The sequence below is a fragment of the Candidatus Polarisedimenticolaceae bacterium genome (assembly GCA_036275915.1).
Classification (GTDB): Bacteria; Acidobacteriota; Polarisedimenticolia; order Polarisedimenticolales; family DASRJG01; genus DASRJG01.
In genome coordinates this window covers 1-13,200 of record DASUCV010000014.1, presented here as the reverse complement: position 1 = coordinate 13,200, position 13,200 = coordinate 1, and the positions used below count along the sequence as shown (strand labels likewise).

Below are 13,200 nucleotides of genomic sequence, written 5' to 3'. Positions count from 1 at the left end.
CCCCATGCATAAGGTCGTCCTCCTTCGCCACGGCCAGAGCTCCTGGAACCTCGAGAACCGGTTCACCGGATGGACCGACGTCGATCTCTCGCCCCAGGGGTACGACGAGGCGAAGCGGGCCGCCGCGCTCCTGAGGGACGGCGGCTACACCTTCGACGTCGCCTACACCTCGGTCCTCAAGCGGGCGATCCGCACCCTCTGGCTCACGCTCGACGCGATGGACCTCATGTGGATCCCGGTCCACCGCGACTGGCGGCTGAACGAGCGTCACTACGGCGCGCTCCAGGGCCTGAACAAGGCCGAGACCGCGGCCAAGTACGGCGACGAGCAGGTCAAGATCTGGAGGCGGAGCTACGCGACGCCTCCGCCGGCGTTGACCCGGAGCGACCCGCGCTGGCCCGGGAACGACCCGCGCTATGCCGCCCTCACCGCCTCCGAGATCCCGCTCGCCGAGTCGCTCGCCGACACGGTGAAGCGCTTCCTGCCGGCGTGGAAGGACGTCATCGCGCCCCAGGTCGCGGCCGGCCGCAAGGTGCTGATCGCGGCCCACGGGAACTCGCTCCGCGCCCTCGTGAAGTATCTCGACGGCGTCTCGGACGCGGAGATCGTCGAGCTCAACATCCCGACGGGGATCCCACTGGTCTACGAGCTGGACGGGAGCCTGGCCCCCATCCGGCATTACTATCTCGGCGACGAGGATGCGGCGAGGCGCGCGGCCGAGGCGGTCGCCCATCAGGGCCGCAAGTCGTCGTAAGGGGAGACTGAGTCCATGACGTTCGTCATCACCGAGCCGTGCATCGGCACCAAGGACAGCGCCTGCGTCGACGTCTGCCCGGTCGATTGCATCCACCCGACCAAGAAGGAAGACGCCTTCACCAACGCCGAGATGCTCTACATCAACCCGGTCGAGTGCATCGACTGCGGCGCGTGCGAGCCGGCCTGCCCTGTCGAGGCGATCTTCGAGGCCGATAACGTCCCCGAGAAGTGGAAGCACTTCACGCAGAAGAACGCCGACTACTTCAAGTAGAATCCTCCCCAACTCAGGGGGAGGTGGTCTCATGACGCGCGCGATCGCACTCGCCGGCATACTTCTGCTCGCAACCGCCGCGGCTTCGGCGGCGGACGCTCCCGTCGAAAAGGGCGACCTCTGGGAGTCGACCTCCGAGATGTCGATGCAGGGCATGACGATGCCGGCCCACACGGCGCAGGTCTGCGCCGACCGGGGCTGGTCGAAGCCACCGGTCGGCGGCGACGATCACGGCTGCACGATGTACGACGTCGTCAACACGCCGACCAAGACGTCGTGGAAGATCAAGTGCGACTCCGAGTCGATGACCGGCGAGGGCGAGATCACGCGCACGAGCCCCGACAGCTATCAAGGCTCGATGAGGTTCCACGCCAAGCAGGGCGACATGACGATGAAGCTCTCGGGCAAGAAGATCGGGGAGTGCGACGTCGCGGCCGCGAAGCAGAAGCAGGCGGCCACGATCGCGCACGCTGAGGCGCAGGCCGCTGCCGCGAACCAGCAGATGACGGACGCCAAGACGCAGACCTGCCAGACCGCGATCCAGACCTCGAACCTCATGTACATGACGATGCCGGGCAGCTTCTGCACCGACCCGGCCCAGAAGACCGCCTTCTGCGACCGCATCCAGACCCGCGAGGGTTTCACAGCCGTCGCCCAGAACACGATGGGGGCGCCCTACGGCAAGGCCGACATCGCGTCCTACTGCGCGGTCAAGCTCGACGACATCCACGCGAAGCTCTGCACCGAAGCGATGAACCCGCGCGACCTGAAGTTCCTCGGACCGAACTGCCCCGAGCAGACGACGGCGATCGCCAAGGCCGAGTGCGCGGGACGTGAAGGCACCACCTTCTATCAGACCGAGATCGGCCAGTTCTGCGGAACCTACGCGAAGGACGTCATGACAGCGGCCAAGTCCGACAAGGGCCAGGACCAGAAGCCCGAGTCGGCTGGCAAGAAGGCGAAGAAGGCGCTCAAGGGCCTCTGGCCCTGAGCCTTCCCCGCTGGGCCGTCCCCGCGTGCCTCGCCGCCGCGGTCGCGGCCGCCTTCGCTACCGCTCTTCCCGGCCCGTTCCAGTTCGACGACTGGACGGTCATCGTCCACGACCCGCGCGTGCACGGGCTCGCCGCGTGGGCGGCGTCGATGCCCGGCATCCGTCCGCTCCTCAAGCTCTCGTTCGCCGTCCAGAACGCGCTCGGCTCCGGCCCCGCTTCGTTCCACGCTCTCAATGTCGCGATCCACGCGGCGAACGCGGTCCTGGTCTGGCTGCTGCTGGAGCGGCGCAACCAATTCGCCGCCGCGGTCGCCGCGATCGTCTTCGCGCTCGACCCGGTGCAGACCGAGGCGGTCACGTACGTGTCTGGCCGATCGACCTCGCTCGCCGCGCTCTTCGCGCTCGGAAGCCTCGTCGCCTGGGAACGCGGGCACGTGCACGTGCTCTCCCCTCTCCTCTTCGCGCTCGGCCTCGCCGTGAAGGAGTACGTCATCGTCGTCCCGCTGGCGATCGTGCTAGGGGACAGCTTCAGAAACCCGGGACGGGCCTCTCGACTTCTCCCCCATCTCGCGATCGTCGTGGCCGCCGCCATCGCGGCCATCGCAAGTCCCTCGTATCGCCTCCTCCTCGCCACGAGCATGTCGATTCGCTCGATCGGCGCGAACCTCGCCGCGCAATCGGTCGCGATCCCGTACCTCGCGCGCCAAGCGGTCCGCCCCGATCTCCTGAACGCGGATCCGCGACTCCCTGCGACGGGCTCGTGGATCGTGGGGATCGCGATCGTCCTCCTCCTCGCGCTCGGGATCGCCTCGCTCCGGCGCCGTCCGGCAATCGCATTCGGCATCCTCTGGTTCTTCCTCTGGCTCGCGCCGACGAACTCGTTCCTGCCGCGCTTCGACGTCGTGAATGACCGGGAGATCTACGTCGCGCTCATCGGGCCGGCGTGGATCCTCGGCGTCGCGCTGGCGAGGATCGCGTCCGATCGCGCGCGCCTCGCGGCCGCGGCGACGCTCGCGATCGTGCTGGGGACGGCGACGGCCCGGCGCAACGAGGTGTACCTGTCCGAGACGGCGTTCTGGAGCGACGTCGTCCGCAAGAGCCCGGAGAACGCACGTGCGTGGAGCAACCTCGGCTACGCGCAGGCGCTCGCGGGAGACGCCATTTCCGCCGACTCGTCGTTCGTGCACGCACTCGCGCTCGATCCCGGCTTCGTCCGCGCCGCCGTGAACTTGAAGCTCCTGCGCGCCGGCGCCCTGACGGACGGGGCGCCGCACCCCTGATAGACTGGCCCGGCATGGTCCCATCAGAGAGCGAGCGTCCCGTTCAGGGCCGCCGAGTCGTCGTCACGGGCATCGGCGCGGTCTCTCCCAACGGCGTCGGCCGCGAGGCCTTCTGGTCCGCCGTGCGCGGAGGTGTGAGCGGCGTCAAACCGATCACCGCCTTCGACGTCTCGCATCTGCCCACACGCATCGCCGGGATCGTCGACGGCTTCGATCCCGCGGACGTCCTCTCATCGAACGATCTCAAGCACGTGCCGCGCGTCGTGCCGCTCGCGCTCAAGGCGTCGTCCGAAGCGCTCGAGGACGCGGGGCTCGACCCGCTGGCGATGGAGCTGCCCGAGCGGCGCCGCTTCGGCGTCGTCATCGGCTCGGGGGGCGCGGGGCTCGAGTTCATCGAGAGGCAGTTCCGCCAGTACTACCTCGACGACCCGAAGGGCGTCAGCCTCTACACGATCCCCTCGTCGACGCCCGGCTCGCTGTCGAGCGAGCTGTCGATGAAGTTCTCCCTGCGCGGCCCGTCGCACGTCATCTCGACCGGCTGCACGTCGTCGACCGACGCGATCGGCCACGCGATGTCGCTCATCCGCTACGGCCGTTCCGACCGCGTGCTCGTCGGCGGCTCCGACTCGCCGATCGGTCCGGGGATCGTGACCGGATTCTGCCTCATGAAGATCATGTCGACGGGGTGGAACGACGAGCCGGCGCGCGCCTCGCGTCCGTTCTCGAAGGACCGCGACGGCTTCGTCCTCGCCGAGGGCTCGTGGATGCTCGTCCTCGAGGAGCGCGACCGCGCGCGCGCACGCGGCGCCCGCGTCTACGCCGAGATCCTGGGCTACGGCGCGACCTGCGAGGCGTTCCACCGCGTGCGCCTCGACGAGAACGGCGAGGAGCCCGCGCGCGCGATGAACCTCGCTCTCGAAGACGCCGGCATCGGGCCCTCCGACGTCGACTACCTGAACCTCCACGGCACGTCGACGCAGCTCAACGACCGCATCGAGACGCGCGCGGTCAAGCGCGTCTTCGGCGCGCGCGCGGCGGACATCCCCGCCTCGAGTCTGAAGTCGATGATCGGCCATCCGCAGGGGGCGTGCGGCGCGGGCGGCGTCGCCGTGTCGATCCTCGCGATGCGCGACTCGTTCCTGCCGCCGACGATCAACCGCGAGGTCCCCGATCCCGAGTGCGATCTCGACGTCATCCCCGGCGCCGGACGCGAGCGGCGAGCCGAGACGGTGCTCTGCAACTGCATCGGCTTCGGCTCGAAGAACGCCGCCCTCGTCCTCCGCGCCGACGCCGCCTGATCCCGCCGTGCTCGTCCCCGCGCGGCGTCACGACCCCGAGTGGATGGACCGCCCGGACAACCGCAAGGAAGACCTCGCCGGCGCGCTCGCGGACATCCGCAAGGTCAACCGTTGGCTCGGCGGCTCGCGCGTCGTCGTCGAGGCCGTGCGCCCCTACCTGCGCGCCGACGGCACGACGCGCATCCTCGACGTGGGCACCGGCGGCGCCGACCTCCCCATGGCGATCGTCCAGGACGCGGCGCGTTTCGGCCGCCGCGTCGAGATCGTGGGGATCGACCGCGACCCATCGACCGCGGCCCTGGCGGCGAGCGCCGCAGCCGGCGAGCCCTCGATCACGATCCGCGAAGCCGACGCCTTCGCGACCGGGTTCGCCGACGGCGCCTTCGACGTCGTCACCGCGTCGATGTTCCTCCACCATTTCGTCCACGCCGACGCCGTCCGTCTCATCCGCGAGTTCCGGCGGATCGCGCGCCGCGCCGTCCTCGTGAACGATCTCGAGCGCCACGGCATTCCGTGGGCGTTCATCTGGCTCGGCGCGCGCCTGACGCGGCGCCACCCGATGTTCGTGCACGACGCGCCCCTGTCGGTGCTCCGCGGGTTCACGAAGGCCGAGCTGGCGGCGATCGCGAAGGACGCCGGCGGCGAGCGTGCCGCCGTGCGCGACCGCTGGCCGTACCGGCTCCTCCTCGAGGTGCCCGCGTGAGCGACGCCGACGTCCTCGTCGTCGGCGGAGGCCCCGCGGGGAGCACGCTCGCGGCCCTCGCCGCCGCGAAGGGCGCGCGCGTCATCGTCCTCGAGCGCGAGCGCTTCCCCCGCGACAAGGTGTGCGGCGAGTTCCTCTCGGCGGAGGGCTGCACCGTCCTCGACCGCCTCGGCGTGCTGCCCACGATCGAGAAGGCCGGCGCGGCCGCGATGAGCGCGTGCCTCCTCGCCGACGCCGCGGGACGCTCGGCGTCGTCACCACTTCCGCAGTCCGGGATCGGCATCACACGTGCCGTCATGGACGAGCTTCTTCTCCGGACCGCAGCGGCTCGCGGCGCAGCCGTTCACGAGGAGACTGCGGTGACCGCGCCGATCGTCGACGGTGGACGCGTGAGCGGAGTGACGACGAAGCGTGGGCGCTACCGGGCGCCGATCGTCGTCGCCGCGGATGGAAGGCGATCGGTGCTTCAACGCGCCCTTCATCCGCGTCACGGCGATCCGCTCAAGACGACGTCGCGATCGTGGTTCGGGTTCCAAGCTCATTTTCCCGACGCCACGAGCGGTCTCGGCGGCCGCATCGAGCTCTTCGTCTTCGAAGGCGGCTACGCGGGCCTAGGTCCCGTGGAGGGCGGCCGCCTGAACCTCGCGCTCATCGCGACGGTGCGCGCGCTCCATCGCTCGGGCGGCAAGCCCGATCGCCTCCTGCGCGAGCGTATGATGACGAATCCGCTGCTCGCCGAGCGCCTGCGCGGACTCTCCCCGATCTCGGGATGGAAGACCGTCGGGCCCCTTCGTTTCGGGACGCGTCGCGCCGCGTCATCGGGCGCCCTCTTCGTCGGCGACGCGGCGGGAACCGTCGATCCCTTCTCGGGCGAAGGGATGTCCCACGCGCTTCTGGGCGCCGAGATGGCGCTCCCGTTCGTCCTCGACGCAGCGGCCAGAGGAGGTTTGAACGACGTCGCGGCGCGGGGATGGGAACGCGTTTGGCACCGAGCCTTCGCTCCGGCGACCCGGCGCACCCGTCTCATCGGCCGGCTCTTCCAGCACGCGTTGCCGGCTTCGCTCGCGATGTCGTTTCTTTCAACTGCGCTGGGAGCGCGCGCGCTGCCGCGGCTCGTGGCCGCGAGTCGCACGCGGTAGGAAACCCCGCGTACCACCGGTGGTACGTTCGTCCTAGCGCGTCTCGGCGTGCGCAGCCACGTGGGCGAGCCAGCGCTCGCAATCGATCGCGGCACGGCAGCCGGCGCCGGCGGCGGTGACGGCCTGGCGGTAGACGTGGTCGTGCACGTCGCCGGCGGCGAAGACACCTTCGATGTTCGTGTAGGACGACGGCCCGTCGAGCTCGATGTAGCCCTCGGCGTCGAGCGGGAGGATCGTCTTCACGATCGCGGTGTTCGGCATGTGGCCGATCGCGACGAAGAATCCCTTGCACGGTTCGTCGGAGACCTCACCCGTCTTCAGATTCTTCACCGCGACGGTCGAGACGACCTTGCCGTCGCCTTTGACTTCGGCGACCGCCGAGTTCCAGAGGACGCGAGCTTTCGGATTCGCGAGGAGGCGCTCGGCCATGATCTTCGAGGCGCGGAAGCTGTCGCGCCGGTGGACGACGGTCACTCGCGCGCCGAAGCGTGTGAGGAAGTTCGCCTCTTCCATCGCGGTGTCGCCGCCGCCGACGACCACGATCTCCTCGTTGCGGAAGAAGAAGCCGTCGCAGGTCGCGCAGTACGAGACGCCGCGGCCGGCGTACTCCTTCTCGCCGGGAACGTCGAGGGTCTTCGGTGACGCGCCGGTCGCGATGATGACCGACTTCGCTTCGATCGGGCCGTTCTCGGTGACGATCTTGAACGGGCGCTTGGTGAAGTCGACGCTCTCGGCGTCCCCCGGAATGAACGTCGTGCCGAAGCGCGCGGCCTGGAGCTTGAACTTTTCCATCAGCTCCGGGCCCATGATCCCGCCGGGGAAGCCGGGGTAGTTCTCGACCTCGGTCGTCTGCATGAGCTGGCCGCCCGCGAGAAGCCCTTCGACGACGACCGGCATCAGGTTCGCGCGCGCCGTGTAGAGCGCCGCGGTGAGGCCCGCGGGGCCGGATCCGATGATGACGACGTCGTGCAACGCCATGGGGTCTCCTCGGTGCGACCGGCCGAGGATGGTAGCAGAGCAGAGGGGACAGCTTCCGAAACTCACCCAAAGTAAGGGAGGGAGTTTCGGAAGCTGTCCCCTCTTAGTCCAGAAGCGCTTCGCGCGGGATCACGACGACGCCTGACGGTGTCACCTGGAAGCGCTTCTTGTCGTCCTCCGCGTTCTCGCCGACGACGAAGTGCGGCGGGACGCGGACGCCCTTGTCGACGATCGCCTTCGTCAACCGTGCGTGGCGGCCGACGTCGACGCCGTCCATGAGCACACAGTCGGCGACCTTGGCGTAGGAGTTGACGCGGACCTCGGGGCCGAGGACCGACCGCTCCACGCGTCCGCCGCTCACGATGACGCCGCCCGAGACGAGCGAGTCGAGCACGATGCCGAGACGGCCGCCGGGCTCCTCCTGGGCGAAGACGGTCTTCGCCGGGGGCAGGTAGCGCGCCATCGTGCGGATCGGCCACTCCTTGTCGTAGAGGTTGAACACCGGCTCGACGGCGACGAGGTCCATGCTCGCCTCGTAGTACGAGTCGAGCGTGCCGATGTCGCGCCAGTAGCGCGCGCTCTTCTTGTTCTCGTCGACGAACGGGTAGACGAAGAGCCCGCCGCCGGGGACGAGGCCGGGGAGGATGTCGTGGCCGAAGTCGTGCCGGCTCTCCTGGCGCGCGTCGGCGGCGAGCGCGCGGACGAGCGTGTCGGTGTCGAAGACGTAGACGCCCATGTTGACGAGCGCCGTGTCGGGCCGTCCGGGGACCGGCGTCGGGGTCGCGGGCTTCTCCTCGAAGCGCGTGATGCGGTTCTCCTCGTCGACGGCGATGACGCCGAACGACGACGCGTCGCCGACCGGCACCTCGACGGCGGCCACGGTCGCGATCGCGCCCTTCTCCTCGTGGAACTCGATGAGCTTGGCGTAGTCCATCTTGTAGACGTGGTCGCCGGAGAGGATAAGGACGTAGCGAGGCCGCTCCTGCTCGAGCAGGTAGACGTTCTGGTAGACCGCGTCGGCGGTCCCCTGGTACCAGCGCTGGCCGATGCGGAGCTGCGGGGGGACGCACTGGATGTACTCGTCCAGCTCGTCGGAAAAGAGCGGCCCCCAGCCGATGCGGACGTGGCGCTCGAGGCTCCCCGACTTGTACTGCGTCAGGACGTAGATCTTCCGGAGCCCCGAGTTGAGGCAGTTCGACAGGGTGAAGTCGATGACCCGGTAGGTGCCGCCGAACGGCACCGCGGGCTTCCCCCGGTCGCGCGTCAACGGATAGAGGCGCTCGCCCTGGCCGCCGGCCATCACGATCGCGAGCGCGTCCCCCAGAATCGTCCGCCGCCGATGCGTCATCAAGCCCCGGCGCGCGCGGTCACGAGCTCTCGGACGCGCGCGCGCAGATCCCCCGTGTCGGCCGACTTGACGACGTACGCATCCGCCGACCAGCTCATGAAGCTGTCCTTGTAGGACGAGTAGGCGGAGTTGAGGACGATCGGGAGCTTCGGCCGCCGGTCGAGGAGATGGCTCATCGCCTCCAGGCCGTCCATGCCCGGAAGGCGGATGTCCATCACGACCAGATCGGGCTCCTCGCTCTCGATCATCGCCAGTCCTTCCCGCGCCGTCGCCGCGGTCACCACCTCGAACCCGTCACGCTCCAGGTCCTGCTTGTACAGGATACGCAAGTTCTTCTCGTCTTCGATGACCAGAATCTTAGACATCGTCGCCCTCCGGTACGGCGGGGAGACGCAGCAGGACCGTCGTTCCCTCGCCTTCCTTGCTCTTGATCCGGATCTCGCCGTGATGGTCCCGGACGATGCGCGACGCGATCGTCAGGCCGAGACCCGATCCGTCGTGCTTCGTGGTGTAGAACGGCTCCAGGGCGTGCGCCTGGATCTCCTCCGACATGCCGATGCCGGTGTCCGCGATCGCCACCTCGACGCCGTGCGGGAACCGGCGGAGGCGCACCCGGATCGAGCCGCCGCGCGGCATCGCGTGGACGGCGTTCCTCAGCAGGTTGACGATCGCCTGGAAGAGCTGGTCACGGTCGACCGCCGCGTCGGGCACGTCGGCGTCCTCGACCGACGCCTGGATCCCGGCGTGATCCATCTCGCCGCGGAGCAGCTCGTAGGCCTCGAGGACGAGGCGGCTCATGTCGACCGGAGCGATCTTCGGCGACGCGGGGCGCGAGAAGTCGAGGACGTCGCGGACGATCGACTCGAGGCGCCGGACCTCGTCGACGATGATCGCCAGGGCGTCCGTCGTCTCGCGGTCCCGCGGGGCGCGCTCGAGCAGCGAGCGGGCGAAGCCGCCGATCGCGACGAGCGGGTTCCGGATCTCGTGCGCGACGTGGGCCGCCATCTCGCCGATCGCCGAGAGGCGCTCGTTCAGGACCATCCGCTCCTGGTTCTGGCGGAGCTCCTGCGTCGCGGCGGCGAGCGAGGCGACCTGGCGCGCCAGCTCGTCGGTGAGGCGCGCCCTCTCGATCGCGTGCGCCGCCTGGAGGCCCAAGAGCTCGAGGATCGCGATGTCCTCGCCGGCGATCCCGCGCCCCGTGATCGCGTTGTCCGCGAGGAGGAGGCCGACCGGCCTCCCCTCGGCGGTCAGCGGGACGGCGACGAAGGTGTCGATGCCCAGAATCTGGGTGATCCGCTCGGGGACCGGCTCGTCGACGCCGAGCACGCGGCCGCTCTCGACCCGCGTCGTCGCGTGGCGCCGGAGCGCCCGGATCACGAACGCGTCCTCGTCGTCGAGCTTCGCGACGAGCTGGCGCGCGATCGCCAGGACCCGCGACGGCGCGCCGTCGACCTCGCCCTCGAATTGATCGACCAGCTCGCGGAGCGTGTGCGAGGAGGCCGCGAGGCGCGACCAGATCCGCTGCGCCTCGCCGGCATCGGCGGGACCGATCGCCTCCCGCCCGCGCAGCTCGCCCCGGCGCTCGTCGACGAGCAGCAGGAACGCGCGGTTGAACCTCAGGCCCTGGCTCGCCGTGGCGCCGACGAGGATCGTCCTCAGGATCTGCTCGAGGCCCATCGCCGACTGAAGGCACTCGCCGATCTCGCGGATGACCGAGAGCTGCGCGACGCGGCGCGCGAGCCCGCGCTCGAGCCGCTTGTTCGCGGTCAGGTCGGTGACGAGGACGAACGCGCCCTCCGTGCCGTCGGGGGCCGACAGCTCGGTACGGGTCACGATGACGGCGAGATCTTCCCCCGACGCCCTCCGGTGCGACGCCTCGTAACGCTGCGTCCGGACTCCCGGCACCGGAGCCTGCGGCACGCGCGCGACCTCGGCGACGATCTCCGCGAACGGGTGCCCCAGGACCTCGTCTTCGGCTCGCCCATAGAAGCGCGCGGCGCCTCGGTTCCAGAAGAGGATCGCGCCGCGGTCGTCGAGGAGCGCGAACGGGATCGACCACGCGCCGAGGAGCCGCAGGAAGTCATCCGCGCTTCCGGGGAAGAACGCCTCGAAGCGGGCATGCTCGTCGAGCTGCTGCGGACCGGTCTCCATCGCCTCTCCTGCGCGTCGATCGCGCGCCGGTAGCGGCCACGGCTGATCCCCCTCCTGCGGAAGCTACGATTGTACCCGCGACACCCGCTCAGATCACGGCATCGCGAAGGAAAGCGGCGGCCTCTTCCGGAGCGGTCGGGTTCACATAGAAGCCGGTCCCCCACTCGAAGCCGGCGACGCGGGTCAGGCGGGGCAGGATCTCGATGTGCCAGTGGAAATCGAAGGCGAGCGTGTCCCAGAAATGGCGCCGCCTGACGAGGGTGTCGGTGTTCGGCGCGGCGTGGAGGACGAAATTGTAGGGAGGATCCCGGAGGACGCTCTTCAGGCGCGCCAGTGTCTCCTTCAGGGTCCTCGCCAAGGCCGCCATGCGGTCGCGCGGCTCGTCGGTGAAGGCGTGATTGTGCGGGCGCGGGATGACGAGGAGCTCGAAGGGGAAGCGCGAGGCGAACGGCGTCATGACGACGAAATGCTCGTCCATCGAGACGATCCGCTCGCGGGCGTCGATCTCCTGCTGGATGAGGTCGCAAAAGATGCAGCGCTCCTTCAGGTGGAAGTGCTCGCGGGCCGATTCGAGCTCGACCGCGATCGCGCGCGGGGTCACCGGCGTCGCGATGAGCTGCATGTGGGGGTGCGCGACCGTCGCGCCCGCCGCCACCCCGTGGTTCTTGAAGAGCAGGACGTATTTGAATCTCGGATCGCGCGCCAGGTCGCGGATACGGTCCTGGCACATCGCGAGCACGTCCTCGAGCTGCGGTAGGTCCATGTCGGCGACGTGGAGGTCGTGCTGGGGCGACTCGACGACGACCTCGTGCGCCCCGACCCCGCGCATCTTGTCGTAGAGCCCCATCCCCTGCCGTGCGAGGTCGCCTTCGATGGAAAGCGCGGGGTACTTGTTCGGGATGATCCGGACCGTCCATCCCGAGCCGTTCGCCGGGCCCCCGTTCGGGCGGCGCGCGGCGATCTCGGGAGGGGTCTTGTCCTCATTTCCGGGGCAGAACGGGCAGAAGCCACGGTCGTGAGGCGCCGCCTCCGGCGCGGAAAGGTCCTCGGGGCGGCGGCTCCGCTCCCCCGCGATGATCACCCATCGCTTCGACAGCGGGTCGTGACGCAGCTCGGACATCCGTTCTCCTTCAGGCGAAGAGGGCGGCGGCGAGGTCGATCGTCTCCGCGGGCACGGTCTTCAAGTCCTTGACGACGCCGAGCGGAACGGCCTTGAACTCGCCCCCCGTGAACGCCGCCATCATGCCGAAGCGCTTCTCGTGGACGAGGTCGGCGGCGAGGAGGCCGTAGCGCGAGCCGAGCCAGCGGTCGAACGCCGTCGGCGTGCCGCCGCGCTGCACGTGGCCGAGCTGGACCGACCTCGTCTCGCACCCGGTCCTCCTCTCGATCGCCTCGGCGAGCCGCGCGCCGATCCCGCCGAGCTTCACGTGGCCGAAGGCGTCCTTCTCGGCGTCCTTCGTCACCGCCCCTTCGGCCATCTCCGCCCCTTCGGCGGCGACGATGATCGAGAAGTTCAGTCCGCGCTCGCGGCGGCGCAGGATCGCGGCGCACACCGCCTCGAGATCGATCGGCCGCTCCGGGACGAGCGTGTAGTCGGCGCCGCCCGCCATCCCCGCGTGCAGGGCGATCCACCCGGCGTGGCGACCCATGACCTCGCAGACGATGACGCGGTCGTGCGACTCGGCGGTCGAGTGGAGGCGATCGATCGCCTCGGTCGCGATCGCCACCGCCGTGTCGAACCCGAACGTCATGTCGGTGCCCGACAGGTCGTTGTCGATCGTCTTCGGCACGCCGACGACGGGGAACCCCGCGGCCGACAGCTTGGCCGCGACGCCGAGGGTGTCCTCCCCGCCGATCGCGACGAGCGCGTCGAGCTTCAGCGCGCGGAAGTTCTCCTCGGCCTTCTTCGCCTGGTCCTGCGACTTGTACGGGTTCGTCCGCGACGTGCCGAGGATCGTGCCGCCGCGATGGAGGATGCCGGAGACGGCGTGCGAATCGAGCTCCACCGTGTCCTTCTCGAGGAGACCCTTCCAGCCGTGCCGGAGGCCGAGCATCCGGTAACCGCGCGGCAGCGACCGGCGCACGACGGCGCGAATCACCGCGTTCAAGCCCGGCGCGTCGCCGCCCCCTGTGAGGATCCCCACGGTCGCCATCGGATCTCCTTTGCGAAGGCCGGACATTCTAATGGGGACATTCTGCTTTTTCTTCTAGAGACGAAGGTCACCCCAAGAGAGAAGGGTGCTACCCCTCACACACTCCCAAGGTTGAGGAGTGTGTGAGGGGTA

Annotated in this window: 13 protein-coding genes; 7 read left to right on the top strand and 6 right to left on the bottom strand. The window is 69.4% G+C overall.

Annotation, left to right across the window (positions count from 1 at the left end):
- Positions 1–4 precede the first annotated feature (4 nt).
- The 7 genes from gpmA (at position 5) to VFV19_11640 (ending at position 6,438) form a co-directional block, all read left to right on the top strand.
- Complete coding sequence (gpmA, locus tag VFV19_11670) at positions 5–754, top strand: 2,3-diphosphoglycerate-dependent phosphoglycerate mutase (GenBank protein ID HEX4824958.1); 750 nt, start codon at positions 5–7, stop codon at positions 752–754.
- A 15-nt stretch (positions 755–769) separates the two neighbouring features.
- The gene (locus tag VFV19_11665) at positions 770–1,027 is read left to right on the top strand and encodes a ferredoxin family protein (GenBank protein HEX4824957.1); all 258 of its coding nucleotides are present in this window, start codon (positions 770–772) and stop codon (positions 1,025–1,027) included.
- 31 nt (positions 1,028–1,058) lie between these two features.
- The gene (locus VFV19_11660) at positions 1,059–2,018 is read left to right on the top strand and encodes a DUF3617 family protein (protein HEX4824956.1); all 960 of its coding nucleotides are present in this window, start codon (positions 1,059–1,061) and stop codon (positions 2,016–2,018) included.
- A gap of 119 nt (positions 2,019–2,137) precedes the next feature.
- Positions 2,138–3,298 carry a hypothetical protein gene (locus tag VFV19_11655; GenBank protein ID HEX4824955.1) on the top strand — a complete coding sequence of 387 codons (1,161 nt, stop codon included), beginning with the start codon at positions 2,138–2,140 and terminating at the stop codon, positions 3,296–3,298.
- Positions 3,299–3,312: 14 nt separating this feature from the next.
- Positions 3,313–4,596, top strand: coding sequence for a beta-ketoacyl-[acyl-carrier-protein] synthase family protein (locus VFV19_11650; GenBank protein ID HEX4824954.1), 1,284 nt, complete (start codon positions 3,313–3,315; stop codon positions 4,594–4,596).
- A 7-nt stretch (positions 4,597–4,603) separates the two neighbouring features.
- On the top strand, positions 4,604–5,299 hold the full coding sequence (locus VFV19_11645; GenBank protein HEX4824953.1) for a methyltransferase domain-containing protein: 696 nt from the start codon (positions 4,604–4,606) through the stop codon (positions 5,297–5,299).
- The gene (locus VFV19_11640; GenBank protein HEX4824952.1) at positions 5,296–6,438 is read left to right on the top strand and encodes an FAD-dependent monooxygenase; all 1,143 of its coding nucleotides are present in this window, start codon (positions 5,296–5,298) and stop codon (positions 6,436–6,438) included. Before VFV19_11645 ends, VFV19_11640 begins: the two co-directional genes overlap by 4 nt.
- 33 nt (positions 6,439–6,471) lie before the next feature.
- On the opposite strand, the gene trxB is transcribed toward VFV19_11640, so the two are convergent.
- The 6 genes from trxB to VFV19_11610 form a co-directional block, all read right to left on the bottom strand.
- Positions 6,472–7,416, bottom strand: a complete 945-nt coding sequence (gene trxB / locus VFV19_11635) for a thioredoxin-disulfide reductase (protein HEX4824951.1) — start codon at positions 7,414–7,416, stop codon at positions 6,472–6,474.
- Positions 7,417–7,519: 103 nt separating this feature from the next.
- Positions 7,520–8,764 carry a glucose-1-phosphate adenylyltransferase gene (gene glgC, locus VFV19_11630; GenBank protein HEX4824950.1) on the bottom strand — a complete coding sequence of 415 codons (1,245 nt, stop codon included), beginning with the start codon at positions 8,762–8,764 and terminating at the stop codon, positions 7,520–7,522.
- Entirely contained in the window at positions 8,764–9,129 is a 366-nt protein-coding gene (locus tag VFV19_11625; protein HEX4824949.1) for a response regulator, read from the bottom strand. The genes glgC and VFV19_11625 overlap by 1 nt, the downstream gene beginning before the upstream one ends.
- The gene (locus VFV19_11620; protein ID HEX4824948.1) at positions 9,122–10,915 is read right to left on the bottom strand and encodes an ATP-binding protein; all 1,794 of its coding nucleotides are present in this window, start codon (positions 10,913–10,915) and stop codon (positions 9,122–9,124) included. The genes VFV19_11625 and VFV19_11620 overlap by 8 nt, the downstream gene beginning before the upstream one ends.
- Before the next feature lie 88 nt (positions 10,916–11,003).
- Complete coding sequence (galT, locus tag VFV19_11615) at positions 11,004–12,035, bottom strand: galactose-1-phosphate uridylyltransferase (GenBank protein HEX4824947.1); 1,032 nt, start codon at positions 12,033–12,035, stop codon at positions 11,004–11,006.
- Positions 12,036–12,045: 10 nt separating this feature from the next.
- Positions 12,046–13,068: a 6-phosphofructokinase gene (locus tag VFV19_11610; GenBank protein HEX4824946.1), complete on the bottom strand. Its 1,023-nt coding sequence runs from the start codon at positions 13,066–13,068 to the stop codon at positions 12,046–12,048.
- Positions 13,069–13,200: the final 132 nt, after the last annotated feature.

What these genes read in the sequence shown, in the direction of transcription:
- gpmA (HEX4824958.1), top strand. Translation starts at nt 5, where the DNA reads ATGCATAAGGTCGTCCTCCTTCGCCACGGCCAGAGCTCCTGGAACCTC.
- VFV19_11665 (HEX4824957.1), top strand. Translation starts at nt 770, where the DNA reads ATGACGTTCGTCATCACCGAGCCGTGCATCGGCACCAAGGACAGCGCC.
- VFV19_11660 (HEX4824956.1), top strand. Translation starts at nt 1,059, where the DNA reads ATGACGCGCGCGATCGCACTCGCCGGCATACTTCTGCTCGCAACCGCC.
- VFV19_11650 (HEX4824954.1), top strand. Translation starts at nt 3,313, where the DNA reads ATGGTCCCATCAGAGAGCGAGCGTCCCGTTCAGGGCCGCCGAGTCGTC.
- trxB (HEX4824951.1), bottom strand. Translation starts at nt 7,416, where the DNA reads ATGGCGTTGCACGACGTCGTCATCATCGGATCCGGCCCCGCGGGCCTC.
- glgC (HEX4824950.1), bottom strand. Translation starts at nt 8,764, where the DNA reads ATGACGCATCGGCGGCGGACGATTCTGGGGGACGCGCTCGCGATCGTG.
- VFV19_11625 (HEX4824949.1), bottom strand. Translation starts at nt 9,129, where the DNA reads ATGTCTAAGATTCTGGTCATCGAAGACGAGAAGAACTTGCGTATCCTG.
- VFV19_11620 (HEX4824948.1), bottom strand. Translation starts at nt 10,915, where the DNA reads ATGGAGACCGGTCCGCAGCAGCTCGACGAGCATGCCCGCTTCGAGGCG.
- galT (HEX4824947.1), bottom strand. Translation starts at nt 12,035, where the DNA reads ATGTCCGAGCTGCGTCACGACCCGCTGTCGAAGCGATGGGTGATCATC.
- VFV19_11610 (HEX4824946.1), bottom strand. Translation starts at nt 13,068, where the DNA reads ATGGCGACCGTGGGGATCCTCACAGGGGGCGGCGACGCGCCGGGCTTG.